The following is a 25873-nucleotide window of genomic DNA, read 5'->3' on the forward strand; positions in this document are numbered from 1 at the left end:
TGCTAGATCGCTTGGTGGGCCCGAGCTTAGCGGATGACAGCGCCCCTGAACAGGGCGTAGACGCTTGCCTTGACGTGATTTGCGCCTGCCGCTATGGTTAACGCTGATGTATCGAGCCGATACATCAAAACGTTAGATCGCCGTGTGAGAGGAGGGACGCGATGCTTGAGCTGGCCATCCTGGGGCTCCTGCACGAGACCCCCATGCACGGTTACGAGCTGCGCAAACGCCTGCTGGCCCTGCTCGGGGCCATCCGGGCCGCGTTCAGCTACGGCTCCCTCTACCCCACCCTCAAGCGCATGCGTCAGCGTGGACTCATCGCCGAGGAAGCCCCCCGAGAGGGTGCGGCAGAGACCCCGCTGCTCACTGGGCGCCGGGCCCGCAAGGTCTACCGGCTCACACCCGAAGGCAAAGAGCACTTCGCTCAGCTCATGGCCGACGCCGGCCCCGAATCGGCCGACGAGGCCCTGTTCGGGGTGCACTTCGCGTTCTTCTCCCGCACCGACCCGGCCACGCGCCTGCGGATCCTCGAGGCCCGCCGCCGCCGCGTCGAGGAGCGCCGCGAACGCATCCGCGAAGCCCTCACCCGCACCGCCGAGCGGCTCGACGCCTACGGGCTCGAACTCCAGCGGCACGGGCTCGAGACCGCCGAGCGGGAAGTGCGGTGGCTCAACGAGCTCATCGCCTCCGAGGAGAGCCGCCGCCCTGAGCGGCACGACGACTTCGGCGAGCCATTCGTCGAACCGGGACGACACCAGGCCGCCCCGGCCCAGGGAACACCCGATCCGGCCGCGAGCGCCGGAGACCCAAATAAACAAGGCAAAGGAGGCATGCGCGATGGGTAAGCTCCGCGTAGCCATTGTCGGCGTGGGCAACTGCGCCAACTCGCTGGTCCAAGGCGTCGAGTACTACCGCGACGCCAAGCCCGAGGACCGGGTGCCCGGCCTCATGCACGTCCAGTTCGGCGACTATCACATCAGCGACATCGAGTTCGTCGCCGCGTTCGACGTCGACGCGAAGAAGGTCGGCCAAGACCTGGCCAGCGCGATCTTCGCCTCGGAGAACAACACGATCAAGTTCGCCGACGTGCCTCCGACGGGAGTCCCGGTCCTGCGCGGCCCGACCCACGACGGCTTGGGCGAGTACTACACCGAGATGGTCACCGAGTCCTCCGACGAGCCGGTCGACGTGGTCGCCGCGCTCAAGGCGGCCAAGACGGACGTCGTGGTCTGCTACCTGCCGGTGGGCAGCGAGAAGGCCGCGAAGTTCTACGCGCAGGCCGCGATCGACGCGGGCGCCGCGTTCGTGAACGCCCTCCCCGTGTTCATCGCCTCCGACCCCGAATGGGCGCAGAAGTTCACCGACGCCGGGATTCCGATCGTCGGCGACGACATCAAGTCCCAGGTCGGCGCCACCATCGTGCACCGCGTGCTGGCGAAGCTGTTCGAAGACCGCGGCGTGCGGCTGGACCGCACGTACCAGCTGAACTTCGGCGGCAACATGGACTTCATGAACATGCTCGAGCGCACCCGCCTCAAGAGCAAGAAGATCTCCAAGACGCAGGCCGTGACCTCGCAGATCCCGCACGAGATGCTCGGCGCGGACGTCCACATCGGCCCGTCGGACCACGTCCCGTGGCTGACCGACCGCAAGTGGGCGTACATCCGCCTCGAGGGCACCACCTTTGGCGACGTGCCGCTCAACGCGGAGCTCAAGCTCGAGGTGTGGGACTCGCCGAACTCCGCCGGCGTCATCATCGACGCGGTCCGCGCGGCCAAGATCGCCCTCGACCGCGGCCACGGCGGCCCGGTGGAGAGCGCGTCCAGCTACTTCATGAAGTCGCCGGCCAAGCAGTTCTCGGACGAGGAAGCTCGCATCTCCGTCGAGAACTTCATCGCGGGCCTTTAGCGCACCACGCACCCGCAAAGGGGACTCCGATTCAAAATTCGGGGTCCCCCTTGGCATTCCCCGGCGTTATCCTCGGACAATGCGCACCGACGGATACGTTCGGCACCTCGTGGGCAACCGCCGTTTCCGGCACCTGCTCGCGGTGCGGCTGACGTCCCAGGCGGCGGACGGCATGTTCCAGGCCTCCCTCGCGCTCTCGGTGTTCTTCAACCCGGCGCTCGGCGAGGCCAGCGACCCGTTCCGGTACGCGGCCGCGGTCGCCGTCCTCCTCGGCCCGTACTCCCTGCTCGGGCCCTACGTCGGCACGGTCCTGGACCAGTTCAGCCGCCGCAACCTCATCGGCGGGGCCAATCTGCTGCGGGCCGCGCTGATGATCGTCATCGGTGTGACGCTCGCCGGGGGCTTCAACTGGTCCTGGGTGCTGTGCGCGATGATCGTGCTCGCCGCCAACCGGTTCGTCCTCGCGGGGCTCGGCGCCGCCCACCCGCAGGTCGTCCCGGCCCGCGACCTGGTCACCGCGAACTCCCTCGCCTCGACCCTCGGCGCGCTCGCCTACGGCCTCGGCCTGGCGACCACCGGGATCGCGAAGCTCCTCGACTCGGGCGTCTCGTATTCGATGCTCGCTTTGGCCGCCGGCTGCGGGTACCTCGCTTCGGCGTTCATCGTCGCCGCTTCGTTCCGCCGCGCCGACCTGGGCCCGCCGCCGAGTGAGGTTGCGGCCCGCGGCCTGTGGCGGGGGATCGCGCAGACCACCTCGGGGATGTGGGCGGGTTTCCGGCACCTGAGTCGTCGCAAGGGCCCGGCTTTGGTCATGGCCGTCCAAGGGCTGCACCGGTTCCTGTACGGGATCGTGTTCATCATCGCGATAGCCCTGTTCATGGGCTTCTTCTGGGACGTCGAGTCGGATCCGACCCGCACGACGACGATCTCGTGGCTGCTGGTGCTCGCGGTCCTGGGCAACGTGGGCGTGCTCGCGGCGGCGGTCGCGACGCCGCGTGCGACCCGCGTGTGGGGGCCGAAGAACTGGATCGTCGTCCTGATGGCGCTGTGCGCGGTGATCGTCGCCGCGCTCGCCGGGACGATGAAACCGGTGATGTTCGCGGTCGCGGTCCTGCTGGTGAACATCGCGTCACAGGGCCTGAAGATCACTGTGGACACCAGTATTCAGCGGGGCGTGGAGGACGCCTTCCGCGGCCGCGTCTTCAGCGTCAACGACACGGTCTACAACGTGGGCTACCTCGCGGGCCTCTTCGCCGCCGCGGTCGTGGTGCCGAAGGACGGATACGCGCCCGGCACGCTGGTCGCCGTGGCAGTCTCCTACGGTCTGATCTGCGTCGGATACGCCTACCTCGCGCGAGACGAGGCACCGTACGATGCAGAATCATGGACCCCCGCCCCGGAAGCGAGACCGAGCACGAGCACGTAGGTGCCAACCCGTACCGGGGCACCGCCCCTTGGCAGCGTGAAGGCACCGGCAGCTGGAAACGCGGGCTCGCCGGACTCGGGGCCGTGCTCCTCACCGCCGGTTCGGTCGCGGCGGTCGCCTGGCTCGCGTTCCGCGACACGAACGGCGAGGCCGAGGAGGCCGGTGAGGTCATCTCCGAGCGGTGCACGGTGACCGAGGCCGACGACGCCGGGCAGGGCGCCGACCCGATGGAGCCCGGCGCTCCCGCTGAGCGATCCCTGGCCACGGTTCAGACCAACTACGGCGAGATCGTGGTGATGCTGTGGGGCGACCTGGCGCCGTGCGGCGTCGAGGCCTTCACGCACCTGTCCCAGACCGCGTTCTACGCCTCGCACGAATGCGACCGGCTTACCACGCAGGCGGTCGACCCGACCGCGATCCTGCGCTGCGGCAGCCCCGGCACCGACCCCGAAGCGGATTCGGAGGAGTCGTACGGCCCGGGCTGGCGCTTCCAGGCCGAGACCGGCATGTCGGGGAACGACGTGGCCGACGTGCTCGCGCTCATCACCGACGACAAGGGCAAGGCGGGCAGCTCGTTCGCGCTCATCCGCGGCGCGGCCGTCCCCACCGCCGGCGTCAGCGTCATCGGCGGCATCGTCGACGGCTACGAGGTCCTCGACCAGATCGCGGCCCTCACCGAGACCGTGGAATACGACGGCGCACCGCCGCAGCCCGTGGAGATCTGGGGGATCACCGTCACCGACCTCGGCGACCTGCCGACCGGAACCGAAACGATCGGCGAGACGCCCACGGCCCCAACGGGAACCGCGACCGCCCCTGCGGGAGCGACGACCACCCCCGCACCCGGGACGACCGGCGGCACACCGACCGGGACCGCGACTCCCACCGGCACGGCGACGCCGACCGGCGCCGCCACGACCACCGGCCCTTAGTCGTCGCCTTCGGACTTGCCGGACCCGTTGCGCTTCGCGTACTTGTCGACGTACTCCTGGCCCGTGAGTCGCCGGATCGCGTCCATCACCTCGTCGGTGACGGCGCGGATCACCACCCGGTCGTTCTCCATGCCCTTGTACCGCGTGAAGTCGAGCGGCTTGCCCACGCGTACGCCCACCGGCGCCACGCGCGGCCGCGACTCGCCGATCGGCAGCACCTTCTCCGTCCCGATCAGACCGATCGGGATCACCGGCGCCCCCGAGGTCAGCGCCAGACGCGCCACCCCCGGCTTGCCCCGGTACAGCCGCCCGTCGGGCGAACGCGTGCCCTCGGGGAAGATCGCGAACACCCGGCCCTCCTCGAGGACCTCGAGCGACGGCTCCAGCGACGCGGCGCTCTTGCGACCGCCCGAGCGGTCCACGGCCACCTGACCGAGCGCCTTCACCGTCGACGAGATGAGCTTGCCCTTCACGCCGGCACCGGTGAAGTACTCGATCTTCGCCATGGTCGCGATGTGCCGCTTGGTGGTCAGACCCAGAAAGTAGTGGTCGGCCACTGAAAGGTGGTTGGACGCCAGGATGACCGGACCGGTCTCGGGGATGTTCTCTTTCCCGTCGATCCATGGCCTGTAGATGAGCTTGATGGTCGGCGCGGCCGTCCATTGCAACGTCTTGTACAGCACCGTGTTCAGCTCTCCAGTGGTCTCACCCCGGCATGGGAAGCATCCGGTTGAAGCCAATTATGGCCCGCGGACCGCTCCAGGCGGAACCCGCAAACCCCATGGCCTTCGCCGCGGGCGCGGCCGGACCCCGCCGGGAAGGCAGGCCCGAGTCTAAGCCATATGCCGCGACTACAGGTACTGGCCGGGATGGTGGTCGCGGTCGTCACCGCGCGCCGCCCGCTCGGCCATCACGGCCCGGAGCTGCGGCGGGAGGTCCTCGCCCGCGGGCAGGGCCTTCAACTCGCCAGAACGCATCTGGTCGAGCTGGAGACGCGCCGCCATCTGCTGCGCGACCAGCGCCGCCTGGATGCCGTGGAACAGGCCTTCGAGCCAGCCCACCAGCTGGGCCTGCGCGATCCGCAGTTCCGCTTCGGTCGGGATCTCGTCGGCGCTGAACGGCAGCGAGAGGCGCTCGAGCTCGTCGCGGAGCTCCGGGGCCAGCCCGGTCTCGAGTTCGGCGATCGAGCGCTGGTGGATGTCGCGAAGGCGCTGCCGGCCCTTGTCGTCGAGGTCGGCGCCGCGGACCTCTTCGAGGAGCTGCTTGATCATCGAGCCCACGCGCATGACCTTGGCCGGTTCGGGGACCAGCTTCGTCGGGTCGGACTCGTACCGGTCCTCGCGCTCGACCTCGGAGGCTTCCGCGTCGGCGGTGACCGGGTTGCCCTCGGCGTCGACGATGAACGGCGGGTCCTCCGACTCGCGCTCCTCGTAGCCGCCCTGCTCCGGCTTGCTGTTCGCTTCAGTCATGGTCGGTGTGGCCCCACTCGTCTCGATGCTCTTCCGGTTCCTCTTCCCGAGCCTAACGCGCCGGAATCGCGGGGTGTTCCCGCTCGCGACCGGCCCGGAAGAAGCGAGAAGGCCCGGAGGTCGAAACCTCCGGGCCCTGTCGGTGCGCGAGGGGGGACTTGAACCCCCACGTCCTTACGGACACTGGCACCTGAAGCCAGCGCGTCTGCCATTCCGCCACTCGCGCGAGTGTCAGTACTTGCGACGCGACGATATTACCGTGTCCGGTCGTTGCTGTTCAACGGGGTATTGCCCTTGTTGAGTCGCAGCCCACTCACAAGAGGGTGCGCAGGCGCCCGACGGGCTGGTCGCCGCCGTGGACTTCCGGCCAGAGGAGCGCGTCGATCTCCGGTTTGGATTCGTGCGGGATCTCGAGGCCGCTGATCTGGGTGATCGCCCGGAGCGCGACCGGCGTGGAGGCCCGTCCGGCGCCGTCGTCGATCTTGACTGCGACCGCGCCGACACCGGGTGCGGCGATGACGTGGACGCCTTCGGCGCCGCCCTTGGCGAGCAGACCGGGCACGGCGGTCATCATGCGGTGGTCGGGGCCCCTGGTGCCGTCGATGAGCTTCGGGTTGGCGCGCATGGCATCGGCGACGCGGCGCTCGGGAGAGCCGGCGGGGGCTTCGACGAGGCGGGCGAAGGCGCGGGCGAGGCCGGCGAGGGTGACGGCGAGGACGGGTGCGCCGCAGCCGTCGATGCCGATGGCCTGCACCGGGTCACCGGTGAGCTCTTCGACGGTGGCGATGACGAGCCGCTGGTACGGGTGCTCGGGGTCGCGGTAGGTCGCGAGGTCCCAGCCGCCCGCGACGCAGGCGGCGAGCATCCCGGCGTGCTTCCCGGAGCAGTTCATGTAGACGCGGCGGGTCGCACCGCCGTCGGCGATGACCGCGGTGCGGGCGTCGGGGTCGCTCGGCAGGTCGGCCGGGCACTGGAGCCGGTCCTCGCCGATCCCGGCGCTGCCGAGCACGGAGGCGACCTGGGCGAGGTGGAAGGCCTCGCCGCGGTGGCTCGCGGAGGCGATGGCGAGGTCGGCAGAGGTGCCGGGCTCCCATCCGGCCCGGAGCATGGCGACGGCCTGCATGGGTTTGTTGGAGGAACGGGGGAAGACCGCGGAACCCGTGTCGCCGATCGAGGCGACGAGGTTCCCGGACGGGTCGGTCACGGCGACGCTGCCCCGGTGGAGGCTCTCGGCGAATCCGGACCGGACGATCTCGGCGACGGGTTCGCCGCCGCGGTAGGAAGCACTCATACAGCGAGGCTAATCCGGCCGTTACAGGCTTGCGGCCTGATCGCCCGCGATGAGACGCACGTCAGGGTCGGCGGCGACCGACCGCTTCACCATGGCGAGGGCGATCTGCCCGAGCTCGTAGTGCTGCACGGCGGTGCCGATGACGCCGACCTGCTTGTCGCCCAAGGTGATCGGGGTGCCAGAGGCGGGCGGGTGCTCGTCGGTGCCGTCGAGGTGGAGCAGGACGAGGCGCCGCGGCGGCTGTCCCAGGTGGTGGACCTTGGCGACGGTCTCCTGGCCCCTGTAGCAGCCCTTGTCGAGGTGCACCGCGGCGGCGAGCCAGTGGTGGACCTCGTGCGGGACGGTCTTCTCGTCGGTGTCGATCCCGAAGGCGGGCAGCCCGGCCGCGACGCGGAGGGCGTTCCAGGCCCAGGTGCCGGCGGGGACGGCGTCGCCTTTGAGCAGTTCGGATTCGATGTCCTCGCGCTTGAGCAGGACGTCGTACGTGGGGACGCCGAGCGCGTCGGTGCGGCGGGTCCAGCCTTCGGTGCGGTCGAGCGCGGAACCGGGGTGGACCGCGGTGGGGACGGACAGGATGTCCTTCGAGGCGAACTTCGCCACCGGGACCGGCTGCGTCACGGGCGCGTGCTCGTCGGCGGGTTCGATCATCGTGTAGGTGAAGAGCGCCCATGTGCCGGAGGCGTCGACGATGTCGACCTCGGTGCGGAACTTCATGAGCTCCAAGTACTTCTGGAGCGCTTCGCCGCGGCCGGGTTCGACGTCGAGCCAGACCGTCTCGCCGTCGTCGTAGACGTTGGCGTGGTGCTCGATCCGGCCCGTGGGGGAGAGGATGAGCGTCTCGGTGCCTTCGTGCGGTTTGAGGCTCGTGAGGTGCTGGGTGGAGAGCGAGTGCAGCCATTCGAGGCGCTGCGGGCCGGTGACCGTGATGATGTCGCGGTCGGAGCGGTCGAACAGCGCGCCGGTCTCCATCGCCGTCCGCTGCTCCGTGAGCGGCCCGCCGTAGTGCCAGGCGGTGCGGCCGGCGTCGGTGGCGACGGCTCCGCGCAGGGACAGGAGCGGGGACGGTGCGATGTCGGTCATGCGTGCTTCTCCAGGCATTCGGCGCAGGTTCCGAACACGGCGACGTGGCCGATGTCCATGACGAACCCGCTGGCGTCGGCGACTTCCTCGCGCGCGTTCGCGAACAGGGCAGGGTCGACTTCGGTGATCCGGCCGCAGCGGTGGCACACCAGGTGGGCGTGGCCGCGGTCGCCGGACAGGTGGTAGGTGGGGGCGCCGTGGGAGAGGTGGGTGTGCGAGACGAGCTGGAGCTCTTCGAGCAGGTCGAGGGTGCGGTAGACCGTGGTGATGTTCACGCCTTCGACCTGGCCGCGGATGCGCTCGTGGATTTGCTCGGGGGTCGCGTGCCCGAGGGCGCGGACCGCTTCCAGGACCAGCTGGCGCTGCGCGGTCATGCGCAGGCCCTTGGAGCGCAGCACCGCAGCCAGTTCGGTCTCGGCCTCGGCTTCGGTGGGCATAGTTGCATCGTACTGCGCCCGCGTGGGAACACGTTCGGGTGACAAGGGCGCCGCGGGGCCCGGTTCTTGTCGCACCCCCGCGCAACGCTGGACGGTATCTTCCCCTCTCGTGGTGGGTGGGGGCTTGTGGACGGGGGACCGGGGCAGAATGGGCTCATGGCACTAGTGACCGCAGTACTGCACCGCGGCGTCGTCGACTCCGACGCGCCGCTCCTGTGCGCCGACGACCTCGGAGTCCTCCGGGGCGACGGCGTCTTCGAGACCATCAACGTCCGCTCCGGGCAGGCGTTCCTGCTCTCGGAGCACCTCGACCGCATGGCGAACTCCGCGCGCCGCATGGAGTTCGAGCTGCCGGCGAAGAACGACATGGCCGAGCTCGCCGAACAGGCCCTGGAGGCCTGGCGCGAGCGGGCCGACGGCGAGGGCGCGCTGCGCCTGGTCGCCACCCGCGGCCGCGAGCACGGCGGGCCGCCCACCGTCTACGCGACCGTGGACCCCGTTCCGCGCGAACGCATCCTGCCGCGCCGAGACGGCCTGAAGATCGCCACTGCGACCTTGGGGGTGAATGCCGACGCACGGGGCGAAGCCCCGTGGCTTCTAGGCGGCGTCAAAGCACTCTCGTACGCCTCGATGATGGCGGTGACCCGCTGGGCGAAGACTCAGGGCGCGGACGACGCCCTGTGGGTCTCGGCCGACGGCTTCGCGCTGGAGGGCCCGACCTCCTCGCTCCTGTGGCTGGAGGGCGAGACGCTCTGCACCACGCCGACCTCGACGGGCATCCTGCCGGGGACGACGAGCGCGTACCTGCTGGAGCAGGCCCCGAAGGCGGGCCTGAAGACGACCGAGCGTCTGATCTCGGTGGGGGACTTGAAGAACGCCGAAGCGGCGTGGCTCAGCTCCTCGGTTCGAGGTGTGGCCTTCATCACTCAGATCGACGGCGATCTCGTCTCGCAGCGCCCCGACATCACGGCTGAGCTGGACAAACTCGCGGGATTCGAAGTGCCTGCGTAACGGTTTGACATCGTTTCCCAGGTTCTTCCCAGGCTCAGCACAGGCCACGCCCAGAGACGGTCCTCATAGTAATGAGTGTTCCGGTCACGCCGACAAGCCAAACGGACGGACATGGGCAGTCTTCCGGGAGGCACGGAACAATCCGGGGGCACAAAACCAGTAAGGGCAATCGGGCACAGCCCTACTGGTGCCAATGAAAAGTGGAGCTCCTCCACTTTATCGGGGCCGCAGCGAATGGGCAAGCGCTGCGGCCCCATTAATGTGTCACAGGAACGACACGAAACCGTATCGGGCGCATCAGAATTGACCCTGCGCTAACCACGGCGTGCCGCTCAACCTGCGAGGACTTTCCCCGGGTTGAGGATGCCGAGCGGGTCGAGCGCTTCTTTGATCCGTCGCTGCACCGCGAGATTCACCGGGTCGAGTTCCTTTGCCAGCCAATCGCGTTTGAGCATTCCCACGCCGTGTTCGCCGGTGATGGTGCCGCCCATGGCGAGTGCCATCTCCAGGATCTCGTCGAACGCGGCGCGCCCGGCCGCGAGCGAGGCCGGGTCCTCGGGGTGCACGATGATGTTCGGGTGCAGGTTCCCGTCTCCCGCATGGGCGATGACGCCGATGACCACGCCGTGCTTCGCGGCGGCGGCCTGTACGCCGTCGAGCGCTTCGGCCAGTTTCGAGCGGGGGACCGCGATGTCGTCGACCAGGACCGTTCCCAGTTTCTCCATGGCGTGGTAGGCGCTGCGCCGCGATTCCAGGAGTGCGTCGGCCTCCTCGGCGTCGCCGGCGCGGTAGACCTCGGTGGCCCCGGCCTCTTCGCAGAGCGCTTCGATCGCGGCCAGTTCCTCGGCCGGGTCCGCGTCGGCGCACACCAGCAGGAGGGCGGCGGCCTCAGTCGGCAATCCCATGGGCCGCAGCGCTTCCAGGGCCCGCAGGTGCACGTTGTCGATGAGTTCGAGCAGGCTCGGCTGGGCACCGGCGGCCATGATCGCGGTGACGGCGCGTCCGGCGTCGGCGGTGGTGTCGAAGACCGCCGCGAGCGTGAGGCGCCCGGCCGGGACGGGCGAGAGCTTGACCGTGGCCTCGGTGATGATCCCCAGGGTCCCTTCGGAACCGCAGAACAGGCGCACCAGGTCGTAGCCGGCGACGCCCTTGGCGGTCTCGCGGCCGCAGCGCATGACCTCCCCTGAGGCGAGCACGACTTCGAGGCCGAGCACGTATTCGGGGGTGGTCCCGTACTTGACGCAGCACATGCCGCCCGCGGCCGTGGCGATGTTCCCGCCGATGGTCGAGATCCGCCACGAGCCCGGGTCGGGGCTGTAGCGGAGGCCGAATCCGCTTGCGGCAATGGTGATCGCGGCGTTGAGGACGCCGGGCTGGCAGACCGCGAGGCGGTTCACCGGGTCGATCGAGAGGATCCGGTCCATCGGTGAGAGGTCGAGGAGGATCGCACCGTCGACGGCGGTGGCCGCGCCGGCCAGACCGGTGCGGGCCCCTTGGGCCACAACGGGAGCGCCGAATTCGGCGGCGACCCGCAGCACGGCGCTGACCTCCTCGGTCGAACGCGCGCGCACGAGCGCGACGGCGCGTCCGGGCGGCACGAGCGCGGCATGGTCCACCGAATGCGAGGCCAGGACGTCGGCATCGGTCACGGGCGCCAGCCCGGCCCCGGTCAACGCGGAGATCAGATCGCTCATCCCGCGAGGGTAGAGCCTCGCGGACCTACTCCTCGTACGGGTCGGTGTCCACGACCCCGCGGATGATCGCCGCAAGCTCCTCGACCCGGTCGATGCCCTCTTCGTGGGAGGCCGAGCCGCCGGTGAGGATCGAGATCTTGATCGGCTCCTCGGTGTCGCCGTTGATCACGCCGATCGAGTTGACCACCCACTCGCCGCCCATGGAATCGCGGGTGTCCCAGCCGTTCTTCATCCACACGGTCTCGCCGTCCTCGGCCGCCGCCGAGACGCCCCACTGCTGCGATTCCGCGAGATCGCCCATGAGCGAGCGCGCGTACTCGACCTGCTCGGCGTCGAGCACGTCCTCGTACAGCGCGAGCTCCAGCACCTTGAGCTGGTCGACCGCGGTGGTCAGGGTCTTGCCCCACTGCTCGGTCTCGTTCGGGTTCGTGTTCTCGAGCCCGAAGTCGACGTGCGCCTGGCGGATCGCGTCGTGGCCGTCATCGAAGGTCCCGCCGTACAGCATGTCGTTGGTGGCGTCGTTGCTCGAGTCCTTGATCATCGCCTCGGCGCTGTCGAGCAGCCAGTCCGGGACCTCGTCGAGCGTCCCGTACTCCTCGAGCACCATCGTGAGGATCTCGACCTTCACGATCGAGGCCGTGTCGTGCTGGACCTCGCCCTCGTACGCGAGCTGGAACTCGCTGTCGTCCGCCGCGACCGAGACGTAGAAGTTCTCGTCCTCAAGACCTGTCACGTACTCGCTGAGGGCCGCGTCGAGGTCGGCCTGGAGCCGGTCCTGGGCGGCCGCGTGCAGCTCCTCGTCCGAGGGCTGCATCGAGGAGTCGTCCTCCGCGGACTGCTGCGAACCGGGCAGGGTCCCGTCGGCGGAAGCGCCGGTGCCGCCGTCGTCGCCGGAGAGGTCCAGGACGTAGATCGTCGCGGCGATGACCACGGCGACGGCCGGGACGGCGAGGTAAGGCCAGAGCCGTCGCGAAGGGGCGTGCTTGGGCTGGGAGGACACAACTGGAACCTGACTGTTCATTGCGGGGGAGCGAACGGAATACTGCGGCCCACGCTAAAGCAGTCATCGAAGCGATCACAAGCAGGGTTGATTGAGAGTTCAGTAACGGTTGCACAACAGCGCCTGAACCGCTGCGGTGATCATGCTCTCTCCATGGTCTCTCGCACCGTACGACCCCGCAACGACGAAGCGCCCGCCTGACCGGCGGGCGCCTCGAACGAAGCTGAGAATCAGCAGTCACGGCGGGGCCGTGAGGCACTGGGACGGGCGTTCGGAGTGGGACCTGGGGAGGAAATGACCATCCACGACCGCTCGAACCTCAGTGCCTCACGGAGACTCCACCGCACCGCGCCGCAACCGTGCGGCCCGCGAAGCGCGGGCCTGATCAGGGCCGGTGAGGCACCGGGCCGCGCGCTGCCGGTCGCGCCGGTTCCGGACCCGCCCGCTCGGCACCCACGGCGCAGCCGATTTACGGCTCGCAAGCTTCGCCGAGGCTGCTTGCGAGCCGTGCGGATACGGAGCGGGAAGACCGTTGGTCGGAACGGTCGCGGCGGCCGCCTGCGGCGCCGGGCTCGGGGCGGGGACCGGCGTCACGCCGTCACCCGCTGTTTGAGAAGGGTGCGGGCCACTGCAGCGGACACGCCGACCAGGCAGATGATCCCGACGAGAGCCAGCAGGCCGTTCGCCCCGTCGGCCACGGCCTTCGGGTCGACCGCCACGACCTCGTCCTCGACTGCGGGAGCGTCGCCGCCCGCGCCGGTGTCCTCCGTCGAAGGCGGCGGACCGAACGCGTTCACTTCCTCTTCCGCGGCGGGCTCTTCCACCTCGGCGGCGTCCTCGGCGTCCGGGCCCTGCTGGACCTCGCCGTCGGCGCCGTAAGCGCCGAAAGCGCCGTCCGTGCCGGAGTCGTCGGAGCCGTGGTCCTGCGGATCCCTTTGGGCCGCTTCGTCATCGTCGCCGATGGCGGGAAGCTCGTTCGTCTCCTCGCCCGGCCCTTCACCGCCGGACTGCGAATCGTCGGACTGCGACTCGACCACCCGCACCTGCGCCGAGGAGTACTCGGCGAACAGGCCGTGGCAGTCGGGGACCATCGCGACCTCGGCGGAGCGGTTCATCTCGAACACCTGGCTCGAGCCCCCGGCGATGTCGTACACCTCGTCGCCCACGTGCAGCGACGCGTCCGTGCCCAGCTCGTTCGTGTACCGGACCTGCGTGCCCTGCTCCACCGTCAGCTCCGAGGCGTCCGGCGCCGACGTCGCCGAGAGCACGTCGAGCGTGCCGCAGTCGCCGCTGAAGACGACCTCGCTGCCGCTCCCGGCCTCCGGTTCGTCGGCCGTCGCGATGCTCACCCCGGCCGCACCGCCGACCGCGAGCATCGAAGCCGCCGAAATCGCCGCCAAGCGCGACTTGCGCCGGTGCGCGCGCCGGTCCATGGCCTCCCGGATCGCCGGGGGGATCCGGCCGTCGTTCACCGGGTACGGCAGCGGAGGACGCGTCTGGGCCCGGGACTGCTTACCGGGCTTCGTGGTGTGACTTCCCATTGCTACGTCTCTCCAACTGCGTCTTTGTCCGGATGACGACCCGATCATCAGCGGGTATCAGGTCTCAACCCCGTTCAACGAGCCAACTCGGGAAAGGTGACGGCCCCGTCCGCGGCGAATCCCGGACCGGGCGTCCGATGCGTCCTCATGCGCGCGTATCGGGCGGCGCACCCGTCCGTAGGATGTGCGTGACAGCACCGAGCGAGGACCGCGAGAACCCCATGGCGACCACCAAGCCCGAATCCGAATCCGGCGAAGCGCGCGAACCCGGGGCCCCCGCGCCCACGGGCCCGATCGCCCCGGACCAGGCACCGAAGACCGGCACCGGCGACAGCAACATCAAAGACCACGAACGCTGGCAGCGCTTCGCCGTCAGCGACCCCGCGCCCGAGCCGCCGCGGCCCGGCCGCCTGCGCGCCCTCGGCCGCGGCCTGCGCCGCGCCGCCCGCAGCGAATGGACCCTCGCCGGGCTCTTCAGCCTCCTCCTCGCCGTCGCCATGACCTGGCCCCTCGCCCGCGACCTCGACCACGTCATCCCCCACGACCTCGGCGACCCCCTGCTCCAGGCCTACACGCTCGGCTGGCTCGGCGACGCCCTGCGAAACGACCCCGGCGGGATCTGGGGCACCAACAGCTTCTGGCCCGCCACCGACTCGTTCCTGTTCACCGACACCCTCCTCGGCTACGCCCCACTCGCGCTCGCCGTCACCGACGCCACCAGCGCGCTCGTCGTCTACAACCTTCTCTTCATCGGCACGTTCGGACTCGCCTTCCTCGGCATGTACGCCCTCCTGCGCCAACTCGGCGCACGCGTCGCCGGATCGGCCGTCGGCGCCGCGGCCTTCGCCTACGCCCCTTGGAAACTCGCGCACCTCGGGCACCTCAACGTGCTCTCCTCCGGCGCGATCGTCCTGGCCCTGGCCATGCTCGCGCGCGGCCACGGCTACTCCATGCGCGGCGGCCTCCGGCCCGAGCGCCAACGCCCCGGCTGGGCCCTGGCCGGATGGCTGGTCGCGCTGTGGCAGTTCAGCATCGGCGTCGCGCTCGGCCTCACGTTCGTGTACATCATGCTGGCGATCGCGGTCGTCGTCGGCTGCTTCTGGCTCGTCAAACGCCCGCCGCTGAAATGGAAGACCCTCGCCGCCGACGGCCTGGGCGGCGTCGTCTTCAGCCTCGGCGTCCTGTGGATCGCCGACCGGCACGCGGCCGTGGCGACGGCCTACCCCGAGACGGTGCGCGACTACGGCTACGTCGAGTGGTTCAGCCCCACCTGGCAGAGCTTCATCATCGCGCCCGAAGAGTCACGGCTGTGGGGCGCGGCGCACGAGGCCGCTCGCGTCGACCTCACCTGGCCCCCCGAGCAGACGCTGCTCGTCGGCTTCACGCTGCTCGCGCTCGCGCTCGCCGGCCTGTCGTGGTCGGTGTGGAGCGGCTGGCAGCGGTTCTGGCTGGCCCTCGGGATCGGCGTCACCACCGCACTCGCCATGGGCCCGAGGTTCCTCGACGACGGCGCGTGGGCATGGCGGCTGCTGTACGACTACGCGCCCGGCTTCGACGCGGTCCGCACTCCAGGACGCATGGTCCTCTACATCACGATCCTCCTGGCGATCCTCGCCGCCGGGACGCTGACGCGCATCGCGGACGGCGCCGACGAACTGGCGCACGAGGCCCGCATCGACCGGCGCTTGAAAGTGCGCGCGCCACGGCGCGTGCACGCGCTGCTGTTCCTGCCCATGGCGCTGGTCCTCGCGGAAGGCATGTCGTCCGCACCGAACCACGAGCCGCCCGCCGCCCCCGTCGCCGTATCCGAACTGGACGGACCGGTCCTGTTCCTGCCCTCCGACGGCCGCGACACGCGCGTGCAGTTCTGGACCGTCGACGGCTTCGTCGACATGGCCAACGGCAGCGCGGCGTTCACCCCGACCGAAACGACGGGCATCCGTGAGATGTCCAAGTCCTTCCCGAGCGACGAGTCCATCGCGGCCCTGCGAGACGCGGGGATCGAGACCGTCGTGGTGGTCCCGGACTGGCTGCCCGGCAGCGAATGGGCCGGCATGGAGACCGGCGGCGACCCGTACGGCGTGGACGTCGAACGCACCGACACCGCGGTGGTCTACGACCTGAACCCGTGACCGGGACGCGGTCAAGCGGGACCCATGGGCGTCAGGAACGTCAAGGACCCCACCGCGTCCAGACGCGGCGGCGCGTGCAGCGGCGAGGCCGTCACGTCGAAGGTCCGGTGCACGCCGCGGTGCTCGATCCGCATGAGGCTGCGCTCGAGCGAGTCGGTCTGAAGCGTCTGCACGGGAGCGAGCCGAGCCAACTCGGAGTCGACGAGCGGATGGGCGCCGGCGGTGAAGTCGAGGAAGCGGATGCCCGCGTCGAGGAAACGCGGCGCCGTGAGCTCCACCTCGGGGCCGAAGCCGAGCACTTGCCTTGCGGCGCGGGAGATCGCGACGATCCGCGTATCGGCTGCGAGCAGCATGCAGGCGTCGGCGCTGGCGGTGACGGCGGTGCGCCAGGTGGCCAGCGCCGGATCCAGCCTCCTGCCATCGGGTCCGGGCGCGGTGGCGCGGAGCGGGATGACCAGTTCGAGTTGCGTCAATTGGGCGTCCCGGGGGTAGGCGTTACGCTCAGTCTGTCCACGTTAACAGAGAAAAGTTGATCTTCGTCCCCCGCGCGTCTACCCTCAGATCATGAGTGCCAATGACGCGCCCGCTTTCGGTGTCGACTCCGAGGTGGGGCGCCTGCGCAGTGTCATGCTCCATCGGCCCGGCGGTGAACTGCGCCGCTTGACGCCCCGCAATACCGGTGCGCTGCTGTTCGACGGGATCCCGTGGGTGGAGCGCGCGCAGGCCGAGCACGACCGGTTCGCCGGCACGCTGCTGGAGCACGGGGTCGAGGTCCTGTACGTGGGCTCGCTGCTCGCCGAGTGCCTGGTGCTGCCGGAGGCGCGCGCGGCGGTGAGCGTCTCGGTGACGGCCGATCCGCGTCTGGGGCAGACGCTCGGGCGCGAGCTCGCGGCCTATCTGGCGGACCTGGAGCCGGAGCGGCTCGCGGCGGTCCTCGTGGAGGGTCTGACCAAGGAGGAGTTCGGTTCCTCGCTGAGTCTGCGGCACAAGATGATGCGGGCCACGGAGTTCGTGATCGACCCGCTGCCGAACATGATGTTCACGCGGGACTCCTCGGTGTGGATCGGCGATGCGGTGGCCGTGACGAGCCTGGCGATGCCGGCGCGTCGGCGCGAGACCACGTTGACGGGGATCATCTACCACCACCATCCGCGGTTCGCGGCGGTGCCGAAGCTGTACGACCCGTCGCTGGAGCACCTCGAGGGCGGCGACGTGCTGGCGCTCGCGCCGGGCGTGCTCGCGGTGGGCGTCGGCGAGCGGACCACTCCGGCCGGTGCTGAGCGGTTGGCGCGCAAGGCCTTCGAGCACGGCCGGATCCACACGGTGCTGGTCGTGCCGATCGCGCAGCGGCGGGCGACGATGCACCTGGACACTGTCTGCACGATGGTCGATCGCGACCGGATGGTCATGTACGCCCCGGCGGAGCAGCGTCTGGAGGCGTACACGCTCACGAGCGCCGACGGCGGCGCGAGCCTTGACATCAAGGGCCCCAGGCGGTTCCTGGACGCGGCGGCCGAGGCGATCGGTGTCGAGCGCATCGAGATCATCCACACCGGGGAACGTGATGTGGTGACGGCCGAACGCGAGCAGTGGGACGACGGGAACAACACCCTCGCCCTCGCGCCCGGCGTGGCGGTCGCCTACGAGCGCAACACGGTCACGAACGCCCGCCTCGAACGCGCGGGCATCAAGGTGCTCACGATCCCGGGTTCCGAACTCGGCTCGGGCCGAGGCGGCCCGAGGTGCATGTCCTGTCCTTCGACCAGGGACGGCGTCTGAGGCGTGCGCCTTTGGCCCGCTTACTGGGCCTTGTAGTAGAGGGAGAACTTCCGGGCGCCCCTCGTCCCCGACGCGAATCCCATGTGGAGTCGCGGGGGTGAGGTGAGCTGCACCGCGAGGCCTTCGGGTTCGCGGAAGCCGAGCGAGTAGGCGGCTTCGGTGCGCTTGCGCTCCTTGAGCTCTCCGGTGGTGACGTCGATGCTCGACACGTGGGCGTTGCCCTTCTTCGAGGGCGGGTTCGCGCCGGTCTCGGCCGTGTAGCTGGTGCCGGTGAGCTGGTAGACGCAGTCGCCGTGGAGGCACCAGCCCTGGAAGGTCTCCCCGGATTGGATGCCGGTCTGCTCGAACGTGTGCTGCGCCGTGTAGGTCTGGTTCGTGAAGTCGGAGAGCTTGAAGATCTTGTATGCGACGGTGTCGTCCTTGCGGTAGCGGATCGCGATCCGGTTGTTCAGCGCGTCGATGCTCGGGGTGTTGCTCGTCGAGCCCGGCACCGGCTTGAAGACCGGCGAGGAACCGGAGGTGAGGGTCTTGCCGTCGGTGAACTTGAAGCGCGTGACGCCGCGGCCGTAGCCGGAGTCGGGGTTGGCGTCGGCCTCGGTCCAGATCCAGGGGGCCGACCCGGCCGGCTCGACGCCCATCGCCACGCCGTGCCCGAATCCGTTGAGCCGCATGTGCCCCCGCTTGGCGCCGGCGTGGTCGAGCTTGGTGAGGACCAGGTCGCCGTCCTGCTCTTCGCCGATGAGCTGCAGGACGTAGAGGTGCTTGTTGGTGTTGTCGAACGCGAACGACTGGAGCACCGTCGTGTGGTGGAGGGCCTTCTCGCGCAGGAACTTCTGCGCGTCCGCGTCGAGCGCGAAGCGCCCGTCGGGGGTGGCGGCCCCGGCGAAGGGGCTCCACAGCAGGCCGCCGCCCACGGCCAGGGCGGCCGCGGCGCCGCCTCCGAGGAGGTGCCGTCGTTTCATGCGGGAGGCGCCGGGGATGCGAGCCACGTACATGCGCCTTTCAACCGGAATCGGGTGTTCTGGCGCTTATACGCCGTTCGCCCCGATGCGGGTTGCATCGGGGCGAACGGCGATCGGTCTAGATGTTGGCGGCGATGTCCTTGCGGAAGTAGCCGCCTTCGAGTTTGACGCCTTCGGCGAGGGCGTAGGCCTCTTGGCGGGCTTGGGCGATGGAGCCGCCGATGCCGACGCAGTTGAGGACGCGACCGCCGGTGGCGATGAGCTGGCCCGAGGTGTCGAGCGCGGTGCCGGCGTGGAAGATCCCGGCCTCGTCGGCGCCGTACAGCGGGCGGCCGGTCACGGTGTCGCCCGGGTAGCCCTCGTTGGAGACGACGACGCACACGGCCGCGCCTTCGCGCCACCACAGGTGGCCGAACGATTCGAGCTTGCCGGTCGCCGCCGCGTAGAGCAGCCCGCCGAGCGGGGTCTCCAGCAGGGCGAGGATCGCCTGGATCTCCGGGTCGCCGAAGCGGGCGTTGAACTCGACGACCTTGAGGCCCTTGGAGGTCAGGGCCAGGCCGCAGTACAGGGTGCCGACGAACGGCTTGCCGCGCCCGGCCAGCTCGGCCAGGGTCGGTTCGGCGACGCGCTCCATGATCTCGGCGACGAGGTCGTCCGGTGCCCACGGCAGCGGTGTGTACGCGCCCATGCCGCCGGTGTTCGGGCCGGTCCCGCCGTCGCCGATGCGCTTGAAGTCCTGGGCGGGCAGCAGCGCCTTCGCGTGCTTGCCGTCGCTCACGACGAACAGGGAGACCTCGGGGCCGTCGAGGTACTCCTCGATGACGACGCGGTCGCAGTCCATGGCGTGTGCGAGGGCCTGCGCGCGGTCGTCGGTGACGACGACGCCCTTGCCGGCGGCGAGGCCGTCGTCCTTGACGACGTACGGGGCGCCGAACTCGTCGAGCGCGGCCTCGGCCTCTTCGCGGGTCTTGCAGACGCGCGCGGCGGCGGTCGGGACGCCCGCGGCGGCCATGACCTCCTTCGCGAAGGCCTTCGAGCCCTCGATGAGGGCGGCTTCGCCGCTCGGGCCGTAGACCGGGATGCCCTTGGCGCGCACCGCGTCGGCGACGCCCGCGACCAGCGGCGCCTCGGGGCCGACGATCACGAGGTCGGCCGCGGAGGTCACCGCCAGGGAGGCCACGGCGGCCGGGTCGGTCTGGTTCACCGGCACGCAGTCGCCGAGGGCGGCCATGCCGGGGTTGCCCGGGGCGCAGATGAGCTTGGTGACGGATTCGTCCTCGGCCAGCGACGCCGCAAGGGCGTGCTCGCGGCCGCCGGAGCCGATCAGGAGTACTCGCACGCCCCTAGTTTACGTGGCGGATACGTGCTGGTTAACCGCCACGCCGAGTGGTTCCCGCAACTCGGGACCGCCGCGCGCCCGCGAACCGGCTCCCCGGGCGATCGGCGCCGCGTCCCGGAGGCCGCCACTCGGGGACCCCTTTCGGGTGACACGGGCGCCGCGGACTCCGGTTCTCGTCGTACCCGAGCGGCATCGTGGGAGGCACGGTCCCCTGGGTGGGTGGGGGTTTGGGATGGTCTGACAGTGACCCACCCTTACTAGGGCGGGTAGCGGGGAGAATGCCAGCAGCGCGCCCCGATCGCCGAACCCGCGCCGCCGCCCAGGTCACGGTCGGCGACCGACCCTGCTCGCGCACGCGTGCCGAATGTCATGATGGCCGCGTGACTGCGAATGTGCTCGCCGAGCGTTATGCCTCCGCCCCGATGCGCGACATCTGGGACCCCGTCGGCAAGATCAAGGCCGAGCGGCGCCTGTGGCTGGCCGTGCTCAAGGCCCAGCACGACCTGGGAGTGACGGTCCCCGACGGCGTGATCGCCGACTACGAGCGCGTCCTCGACATCGTGAACCTCGCCTCCATCGCCGACCGCGAGCGCGTCACCAAGCACGACGTGAAGGCCCGCATCGAGGAGTTCTCCGACCTCGCCGGCCACCAGCACATCCACAAGGGCATGACCAGCCGCGACCTCACCGAGAACGTCGAGCAGATGCAGGTCCGCCAGTCGCTCGAACTCGTCCGCGACCGCCTCGTGGCCGCCCTCGTGCGGCTCGCCGCCCGCGCCGAGCAGCACCGCGACCTCGTCATGGCCGGACGCAGCCACAACGTGCCCGCCCAGGCCACCACCCTCGGGAAGCGCTTCGCGACCTGGGCCGAGGAACTCCTCGCCGCCCTCGACCGCATCGAAGACCTCCTGGCCCGCTACCCGCTGCGCGGCATCAAAGGCCCGGTCGGCACCGCCCAGGACATGCTCGACCTCTTCGACGGCGACACCGCGAAACTCGCCGACCTCGAGACCCGCGTCGCCGCCCACCTGGGCTTCGAGCGCGTCATGGACTCCGTCGGCCAGGTCTACCCGCGCTCGCTCGACTACGAGGTGGGCTCCGCGCTCGTCCAGGCCGTCGCCGGTCCCTCCTCCGCCGCGATCACCATCCGCCTCATGGCCGGGGCCGAGCTCGCCACCGAGGGCTTCATGCCCGGCCAGGTCGGCTCTTCCGCCATGCCGCACAAGATGAACACCCGCTCCTCCGAGCGCGTGAACGGCCTCGCCGTGGTCGTGCGCGGGTACGCCGCGATGCTCGGCGAACTCGCCGGCGACCAGTGGAACGAAGGGGACGTCTCCTGCTCGGTGGTCCGCCGCGTCGCGCTCCCCGACCTCTTCTACGCCGTCGACGGTCTGTATGAGACATTCCTCACGATTCTCGACAACTTCGGGGCCTACCCGGCCGTCATCGGCACCGAACTCGACCGCTACCTGCCCTTCCTGACCTCCACAAAGGTGCTCATGGCGGCCGTCAAGCAGGGCGGCGGCCGCGAAGACGCGCACGAGGCCATCAAGGAGCACGCCGTCGCCGTTGCCCGCGCCATGCGCGAAGAAGGCCAGCGGGAGAACGACCTGTTCGACCGCCTCGCCGCCGACCCGCGCCTGCCCCTCGACCGGGCCGGCCTTGACGCCCTCGTAGCGAATACGGGTGAATTCATCGGCGCCGCAGGCGATCAGGTGGACCGTGTCGCCGAAAGAGTGGCGCGAGCGGCGAAAGCGCACCCCGAGGCCGCGGCCTACCGGCCCGGAAACATCCTATGACTTGCTGTGACCTGGCACCGTACTCATAGCGCGGTGCTGGCCCTGGTCAGGGCCCGTGAATATGCTTGCACTGTTGTCCCGTCCATGTGACCGACAGGAGTGCGCCCGTGGCCCGTGTAGTGGTCGACGTGATGCTGAAATCCGAAATCCTCGACCCCCAGGGCGAGGCCGTCCTCGGGGCGCTGCCCCGTCTCGGCGTCAACGACGTCGCGTCGGTGCGGATCGGCAAGCGCGTCGAGATCGAGTTCGACGAGAACGCCCAGAACGTCGAGGAGCAGTCGCGAGTGATCGCCGACCAGCTCCTGGCCAACCCGGTCATCGAGAACTTCACGCTCTCGATCGAGTCCGGCGCGGTCGAGGGCGCATGACCGCGCGGATCGGGATCGTGACCTTCCCCGGCTCGCTCGACGACCGGGACGCCGCCCGCGCGGTGCGCCTGGCCGGAGCCGAGCCGGTGGGGCTGTGGCACGACGACGCCGCCCTCGCGGGCGTCGACGCCGTGTTCCTGCCCGGGGGCTTCTCCTACGGCGACGCCCTCCGCTGCGGCGCCATCGCCCGCTTCTCGCAGGTGATGGACACCGTCAAGGCCGCCGCTGCCCAGGGGATGCCCGTCCTCGGGGTGTGCAACGGCTTCCAGGTGCTGTGCGAATCGCACCTGCTCCCGGGAGCACTGGTGCGCAACGCCCACCTGCGCTACCGCAACCGCCCGGCGCGCCTGCGCGTCGAGACCGAGCGGACCGCCTGGACCCGCCTGTACCAGCCGGGCAGCGAAGTGGTCTTCCCCGCCAAGCACGGCGAGGGGCGCTACGTCGCCGACGAGGCCGTCCTCGACGAGCTCGAGGCCGGCGGCCGCGTCGTCTTCCGGTACCTCGACAACCCGAACGGCTCGATGCGCGACATCGCCGGGGTCACCAACGAGGGCGGGAACGTCGTGGGCCTCATGCCCCACCCCGAGCACGCCGTCGACGAGCTGACCGGCCCGTCGAACGACGGTCTCGGCATCGTCGCCTCCGTCCTGGCCCACCTCACCGGGGCCGTCGACACCAGTGGAGCCAACCGATGAGCCAACTCAACGTCGCCGTCGACACGGTAGGGGTCGCCGACGCGACCCCCGACGAGAAACAGCCGTGGGCCGAACTGGGCCTCAAGGACGACGAGTACCAGCGGATCCGCGAGATCCTCGGGCGCCGTCCCACCCAGTCCGAGCTCGCCATGTACTCGATCATGTGGTCCGAGCACTGCTCGTACAAGTCGAGCCGCGTGCACCTGCGCCAGTTCGGCGAGAAGAACCCCAAGACCCCGCGCCTCCTGGCCGGGATCGGGGAGAACGCCGGCGTCGTCGCCATCGACGAGAACATCGCCGTCACCTTCAAGGTCGAGTCGCACAACCACCCGTCGTACGTCGAGCCCAAGCAGGGCGCGGCCACCGGCGTGGGCGGCATCATCCGCGACATCATCGCCATGGGCGCCCGCCCGATCGCGGTCATGGACTCGCTCCGCTTCGGCGCCATCGACCACCCCGACACCGCCCGGGTGCTTCCGGGCGTGGTCGACGGCATCGGCCACTACGGCAACTGCGTCGGGCTCCCCAACATCGGCGGCGAAACCTACTTCGACCCGTGCTACCAGGGGAACCCGCTGGTCAACGCGCTCAGCGTCGGCGTCATGCCGCGCTCGCGCCTCCAGTCCATGCAGGCCAGCGGCGTCGGCAACACCGTGATCCTCATGGGCGCCAAGACCGGCCGCGACGGCATCGGCGGCGTCTCCGTCCTCGCCAGCGCCACCTTCTCCGAGAGCGGTGAAGGCGACGCCCGCCCGAGCGTGCAGGTCGGCGACCCGTTCACCGAGAAGCTGCTCATCGAGGTCTGCCTCGAGCTGTTCGACGCCGGCCTCGTCGTGGGCGTGCAGGACCTCGGCGGCGCCGGGCTCACCTGCGCCCTGTCCGAGACCGCGGCCGCCGGCGACGGCGGCATGCACGTCGACCTCGAACTGGTCCCGCTGCGCGCCAAGGGCATGGAGCCGCACGACATCCTCGCCTCGGAGTCGCAGGAGCGGATGCTCCTCATCGTCGACCCGGCCAAGGCCGAGGAAGTCCTGGCGCGCTCGCGCCGTTGGGGCCTGCTGGCCACCGAGATCGGCACCGTCACCGACTCCGGCCGCCTGGTGATCGACTTCCACGGCCAGACCGTCGTGGACGTCCCGCCGAAGTCGCTCGCCGACGAGGGCCCGGTCTACAACCGGCCCATCGCCGAGCCGAACGACCTGGGGCTCATCGCCGTCGACCGGGCCGAGACGCTGCCGCGTCCGACGACCGACGAGGAGATCCGCCAGACCGTCCTCGACATGGCCGCCAGCCCGAACCTGTGCGACAAGTCGTGGATCACCGAGCAGTACGACTCCTCGGTGTTCGGCAACACGGTGCTCGGCACCCCGCACGACGCGGGCGTCGTGCGTCTCGACGAGCGCACCGGCGTCGGCATCGCGATCTCGCTGGACGGCAACGGCCGCTTCGCGCGGCTCGACCCGTACGTCGGCGCGCAGCTGTCGCTCGCCGAGGCGTACCGGAACGTCGCCGTCACCGGCGCGACCCCGATCGCCGTCTCCGACTGCCTCAACTTCGGTTCGCCGGAGGACCCGCACGTCATGTGGCAGTTCGAGCGGGCCGTCACCGGCATCGCGGACGGCTGCCAGAAGCTCGGCATCCCGGTCACCGGCGGCAACGTCTCGTTCTACAACCAGACCGGCCGCGACGCGATCCACCCGACGCCCGTCATCGGCGTGCTCGGCGTGATCGACGACGTGGCCCGCCGTATCCCGCTGGGGCTGGGCAAGACCGGCGACACGATCGCGTTGATCGGCACCACCGAAGAGGAGCTCTCGGGCTCCGAATGGGCCAACGTGATGCACGGGCACCTCGGCGGGCTCCCGCCGAAGGTCGACCTCGACCACGAGATGAAGCTCGCCGAGCTGCTCTCGCGACTGGCCGAGACCGAGCAGCTCGCCGCCGCGCACGACCTGTCCGAGGGCGGGCTTTCGCAGGCGCTCGTGGAGGCGATCTGCCACTCCGGGCTCGGCGCGCAGATCCTCCTGCCCGAGGGCGCGGACCCGTTCACGTACCTGTTCTCGGAGTCGTCCGGGCGTGTGCTCGTGGTGATCCCGCGCGGCCAGGAGCTGGCTGTGCGCAGCGCGTGCGAGCAGCGGAGCCTGCCGATCACGCCGTTGGGCGTGACCGACGCGAACACCGACGGCCTGCACCTGCGGGACCACTTCGACATCGGTCGCGAGGAACTCGAGGCGTCCTGGAAGGGCCGCATCGGCGCCCAGCTGGGCGAGTAAGGCTCTATATATAAGGACCGCCCCGGGACTTCGGTTCCGGGGCGGTTCGCTTTCGGCGCACGCCAAAAGCCCGATGTACCTCTGGCTAAGGGTCCCCGGTTGCAAAGCTACGGGGACGAACCTGAAGGGGAGCTGAAGCGGAGCCGCTATTCCTCGATCAGTTCGCCGGTCGGCGTGGTGAGCGGCAGTTGCTCGCTGAGGTCGGCGCGTTGGCCGGAGGCCGAGACCTGGTGGCTCGCGAGCGCTTCCTGCCAGGTGGTGCGGCCGGTGGCGAGGGCGAGGAACACGAGCGGCTGACATTCGATGACGTTCGGCGGCGTGCCGCGGCGGTGGCGCGGGCCTTCGACGCATTGCACCGCGCCGTACGGGGGCACGCGGACTTCTACCGTGTGACCAGGGGCTTTTTCCGCAAGGGCCTTCAGGAGCGCGCGAACGGCGACTTTCAGCGTCTCCCGGTCGGGGGCTTCGTCGTCGTCGAACGCGGCAATGGCATCGACCACAGCGTCCACGGGAGAACCTCCGAACCACGTTAGACTGCCCGTTACGGCACGTCGCCGAACGGCAGTGCTTTTACTACCGAGGACTTGACCGAGCACTCGGACAACCGAGCGTTTCAAGCATGGCGCAGTGCCTCCACCCCGGTCCCGTGATCGAAATGAGACCAGGCATAGTGGCGACGACGGCCCGCTTCCGTGGGTTCGTCGTGCCTGCCCGTGGCGGATCGCTGCGAGTGAGCG

The 25873-nt window shown here is 70.0% G+C and carries 23 protein-coding genes and 1 tRNA gene; 11 read left to right on the forward strand and 13 right to left on the reverse strand.

Going from position 1 to position 25873, the window contains the following annotated elements:
* Positions 1-161: 161 nt before the first annotated feature.
* From ACFO8M_RS11300 to ACFO8M_RS11315, 4 genes are all read left to right on the forward strand, one after another.
* Positions 162-845, forward strand: a complete 684-nt coding sequence (locus ACFO8M_RS11300; protein ID WP_387974793.1) for a PadR family transcriptional regulator — start codon at positions 162-164, stop codon at positions 843-845.
* Positions 838-1908: an inositol-3-phosphate synthase gene (locus tag ACFO8M_RS11305; protein ID WP_387974796.1), complete on the forward strand. Its 1071-nt coding sequence runs from the start codon at positions 838-840 to the stop codon at positions 1906-1908. Before ACFO8M_RS11300 ends, ACFO8M_RS11305 begins: the two co-directional genes overlap by 8 nt.
* Positions 1909-1987: 79 nt before the next feature.
* On the forward strand, positions 1988-3334 hold the full coding sequence (locus ACFO8M_RS11310) for an MFS transporter (RefSeq protein WP_387974799.1): 1347 nt from the start codon (positions 1988-1990) through the stop codon (positions 3332-3334).
* Positions 3292-4266, forward strand: coding sequence for a peptidylprolyl isomerase (locus ACFO8M_RS11315; RefSeq protein WP_387974802.1), 975 nt, complete (start codon positions 3292-3294; stop codon positions 4264-4266). Before ACFO8M_RS11310 ends, ACFO8M_RS11315 begins: the two co-directional genes overlap by 43 nt.
* On the opposite strand, the gene ACFO8M_RS11320 is transcribed toward ACFO8M_RS11315, so the two are convergent.
* From ACFO8M_RS11320 to ACFO8M_RS11345, 6 genes are all read right to left on the reverse strand, one after another.
* On the reverse strand, positions 4263-4949 hold the full coding sequence (locus ACFO8M_RS11320; protein WP_387974805.1) for a lysophospholipid acyltransferase family protein: 687 nt from the start codon (positions 4947-4949) through the stop codon (positions 4263-4265). The two genes, ACFO8M_RS11315 and ACFO8M_RS11320, sit on opposite strands and share 4 nt — an antisense overlap.
* 168 nt (positions 4950-5117) lie before the next feature.
* Entirely contained in the window at positions 5118-5735 is a 618-nt protein-coding gene (locus ACFO8M_RS11325; RefSeq protein WP_387974808.1) for a bacterial proteasome activator family protein, read from the reverse strand.
* A gap of 143 nt (positions 5736-5878) precedes the next feature.
* A tRNA-Leu gene (locus ACFO8M_RS11330) sits at positions 5879-5961 on the reverse strand.
* Positions 5962-6048: 87 nt separating this feature from the next.
* Positions 6049-7026, reverse strand: coding sequence for an asparaginase (locus tag ACFO8M_RS11335; RefSeq protein WP_387974811.1), 978 nt, complete (start codon positions 7024-7026; stop codon positions 6049-6051).
* Positions 7027-7047: 21 nt separating this feature from the next.
* On the reverse strand, positions 7048-8106 hold the full coding sequence (gene ygfZ / locus ACFO8M_RS11340; RefSeq protein WP_387974814.1) for a CAF17-like 4Fe-4S cluster assembly/insertion protein YgfZ: 1059 nt from the start codon (positions 8104-8106) through the stop codon (positions 7048-7050).
* Positions 8103-8543, reverse strand: coding sequence for a Fur family transcriptional regulator (locus ACFO8M_RS11345; RefSeq protein ID WP_387974817.1), 441 nt, complete (start codon positions 8541-8543; stop codon positions 8103-8105). Before ACFO8M_RS11345 ends, ygfZ begins: the two co-directional genes overlap by 4 nt.
* A gap of 156 nt (positions 8544-8699) precedes the next feature.
* Between ACFO8M_RS11345 and ACFO8M_RS11350 the strand changes: the two genes are divergently transcribed.
* Positions 8700-9554, forward strand: a complete 855-nt coding sequence (locus ACFO8M_RS11350; protein ID WP_387974820.1) for an aminotransferase class IV — start codon at positions 8700-8702, stop codon at positions 9552-9554.
* A 332-nt stretch (positions 9555-9886) separates the two neighbouring features.
* Here the strand turns inward: ACFO8M_RS11350 and ACFO8M_RS11355 are convergent, their stop codons facing one another.
* The 3 genes from ACFO8M_RS11355 to ACFO8M_RS11365 form a co-directional block, all read right to left on the reverse strand.
* On the reverse strand, positions 9887-11248 hold the full coding sequence (locus ACFO8M_RS11355; protein ID WP_387974823.1) for an FAD-binding oxidoreductase: 1362 nt from the start codon (positions 11246-11248) through the stop codon (positions 9887-9889).
* Positions 11249-11273: 25 nt separating this feature from the next.
* Complete coding sequence (locus ACFO8M_RS11360) at positions 11274-12248, reverse strand: hypothetical protein (protein WP_387974826.1); 975 nt, start codon at positions 12246-12248, stop codon at positions 11274-11276.
* A gap of 590 nt (positions 12249-12838) precedes the next feature.
* On the reverse strand, positions 12839-13789 hold the full coding sequence (locus ACFO8M_RS11365) for a hypothetical protein (RefSeq protein WP_387974829.1): 951 nt from the start codon (positions 13787-13789) through the stop codon (positions 12839-12841).
* Positions 13790-13977: 188 nt separating this feature from the next.
* Here ACFO8M_RS11365 and ACFO8M_RS11370 point away from each other — a divergent pair, with 188 nt between their 5' ends.
* Complete coding sequence (locus ACFO8M_RS11370) at positions 13978-15921, forward strand: hypothetical protein (protein WP_387974831.1); 1944 nt, start codon at positions 13978-13980, stop codon at positions 15919-15921.
* An 11-nt stretch (positions 15922-15932) separates the two neighbouring features.
* On the opposite strand, the gene ACFO8M_RS11375 is transcribed toward ACFO8M_RS11370, so the two are convergent.
* Positions 15933-16394 (reverse strand): hypothetical protein, encoded by a 462-nt coding sequence (locus ACFO8M_RS11375; RefSeq protein WP_387974834.1) that lies wholly within the window; start codon positions 16392-16394, stop codon positions 15933-15935.
* Between the two features lie 91 nt (positions 16395-16485).
* On the opposite strand from ACFO8M_RS11375, the gene ACFO8M_RS11380 reads away from it, so the two are divergent.
* On the forward strand, positions 16486-17700 hold the full coding sequence (locus ACFO8M_RS11380; protein ID WP_387974837.1) for an arginine deiminase: 1215 nt from the start codon (positions 16486-16488) through the stop codon (positions 17698-17700).
* Between the two features lie 20 nt (positions 17701-17720).
* Here the strand turns inward: ACFO8M_RS11380 and ACFO8M_RS11385 are convergent, their stop codons facing one another.
* The gene (locus ACFO8M_RS11385; RefSeq protein WP_387974839.1) at positions 17721-18695 is read right to left on the reverse strand and encodes a phage baseplate protein; all 975 of its coding nucleotides are present in this window, start codon (positions 18693-18695) and stop codon (positions 17721-17723) included.
* An 85-nt stretch (positions 18696-18780) separates the two neighbouring features.
* On the reverse strand, positions 18781-20001 hold the full coding sequence (gene purD / locus ACFO8M_RS11390; protein WP_387974842.1) for a phosphoribosylamine--glycine ligase: 1221 nt from the start codon (positions 19999-20001) through the stop codon (positions 18781-18783).
* Positions 20002-20381: 380 nt separating this feature from the next.
* Here purD and purB point away from each other — a divergent pair, with 380 nt between their 5' ends.
* The 4 genes from purB (at position 20382) to purL (ending at position 25136) form a co-directional block, all read left to right on the forward strand.
* Entirely contained in the window at positions 20382-21800 is a 1419-nt protein-coding gene (gene purB, locus ACFO8M_RS11395) for an adenylosuccinate lyase (RefSeq protein WP_387974844.1), read from the forward strand.
* 107 nt (positions 21801-21907) lie between these two features.
* Positions 21908-22168: a phosphoribosylformylglycinamidine synthase subunit PurS gene (purS, locus tag ACFO8M_RS11400; protein ID WP_387974847.1), complete on the forward strand. Its 261-nt coding sequence runs from the start codon at positions 21908-21910 to the stop codon at positions 22166-22168.
* On the forward strand, positions 22165-22863 hold the full coding sequence (gene purQ / locus ACFO8M_RS11405; RefSeq protein WP_387974850.1) for a phosphoribosylformylglycinamidine synthase subunit PurQ: 699 nt from the start codon (positions 22165-22167) through the stop codon (positions 22861-22863). The genes purS and purQ overlap by 4 nt, the downstream gene beginning before the upstream one ends.
* Positions 22860-25136 carry a phosphoribosylformylglycinamidine synthase subunit PurL gene (gene purL / locus ACFO8M_RS11410; RefSeq protein WP_387974853.1) on the forward strand — a complete coding sequence of 759 codons (2277 nt, stop codon included), beginning with the start codon at positions 22860-22862 and terminating at the stop codon, positions 25134-25136. Before purQ ends, purL begins: the two co-directional genes overlap by 4 nt.
* Before the next feature lie 146 nt (positions 25137-25282).
* On the opposite strand, the gene ACFO8M_RS11415 is transcribed toward purL, so the two are convergent.
* Positions 25283-25645 (reverse strand): sterol carrier family protein, encoded by a 363-nt coding sequence (locus ACFO8M_RS11415; protein ID WP_387974856.1) that lies wholly within the window; start codon positions 25643-25645, stop codon positions 25283-25285.
* Positions 25646-25873: the final 228 nt, after the last annotated feature.

The sequence above is a fragment of the Glycomyces rhizosphaerae genome, from assembly GCF_042647865.1.
GTDB classification, from domain to species: Bacteria; Actinomycetota; Actinomycetes; order Mycobacteriales; family Micromonosporaceae; genus Glycomyces; species Glycomyces rhizosphaerae.

Excerpts from the sequence above, each read along its gene's own strand:
- ACFO8M_RS11335 (WP_387974811.1), bottom strand. The coding sequence starts at position 7,026 with ATGAGTGCTTCCTACCGCGGCGGCGAACCCGTCGCCGAGATCGTCCGG.
- ACFO8M_RS11300 (WP_387974793.1), top strand. The coding sequence starts at position 162 with ATGCTTGAGCTGGCCATCCTGGGGCTCCTGCACGAGACCCCCATGCAC.
- ACFO8M_RS11365 (WP_387974829.1), bottom strand. The coding sequence starts at position 13,789 with ATGGGAAGTCACACCACGAAGCCCGGTAAGCAGTCCCGGGCCCAGACG.
- ACFO8M_RS11315 (WP_387974802.1), top strand. The coding sequence starts at position 3,292 with ATGGACCCCCGCCCCGGAAGCGAGACCGAGCACGAGCACGTAGGTGCC.
- ACFO8M_RS11310 (WP_387974799.1), top strand. The coding sequence starts at position 1,988 with ATGCGCACCGACGGATACGTTCGGCACCTCGTGGGCAACCGCCGTTTC.
- ACFO8M_RS11380 (WP_387974837.1), top strand. The coding sequence starts at position 16,486 with ATGAGTGCCAATGACGCGCCCGCTTTCGGTGTCGACTCCGAGGTGGGG.
- ACFO8M_RS11305 (WP_387974796.1), top strand. The coding sequence starts at position 838 with ATGGGTAAGCTCCGCGTAGCCATTGTCGGCGTGGGCAACTGCGCCAAC.
- ACFO8M_RS11325 (WP_387974808.1), bottom strand. The coding sequence starts at position 5,735 with ATGACTGAAGCGAACAGCAAGCCGGAGCAGGGCGGCTACGAGGAGCGC.
- ACFO8M_RS11345 (WP_387974817.1), bottom strand. The coding sequence starts at position 8,543 with ATGCCCACCGAAGCCGAGGCCGAGACCGAACTGGCTGCGGTGCTGCGC.
- purQ (WP_387974850.1), top strand. The coding sequence starts at position 22,165 with ATGACCGCGCGGATCGGGATCGTGACCTTCCCCGGCTCGCTCGACGAC.
- ACFO8M_RS11350 (WP_387974820.1), top strand. The coding sequence starts at position 8,700 with ATGGCACTAGTGACCGCAGTACTGCACCGCGGCGTCGTCGACTCCGAC.
- ygfZ (WP_387974814.1), bottom strand. The coding sequence starts at position 8,106 with ATGACCGACATCGCACCGTCCCCGCTCCTGTCCCTGCGCGGAGCCGTC.
- purL (WP_387974853.1), top strand. The coding sequence starts at position 22,860 with ATGAGCCAACTCAACGTCGCCGTCGACACGGTAGGGGTCGCCGACGCG.
- ACFO8M_RS11385 (WP_387974839.1), bottom strand. The coding sequence starts at position 18,695 with ATGTACGTGGCTCGCATCCCCGGCGCCTCCCGCATGAAACGACGGCAC.
- ACFO8M_RS11355 (WP_387974823.1), bottom strand. The coding sequence starts at position 11,248 with ATGAGCGATCTGATCTCCGCGTTGACCGGGGCCGGGCTGGCGCCCGTG.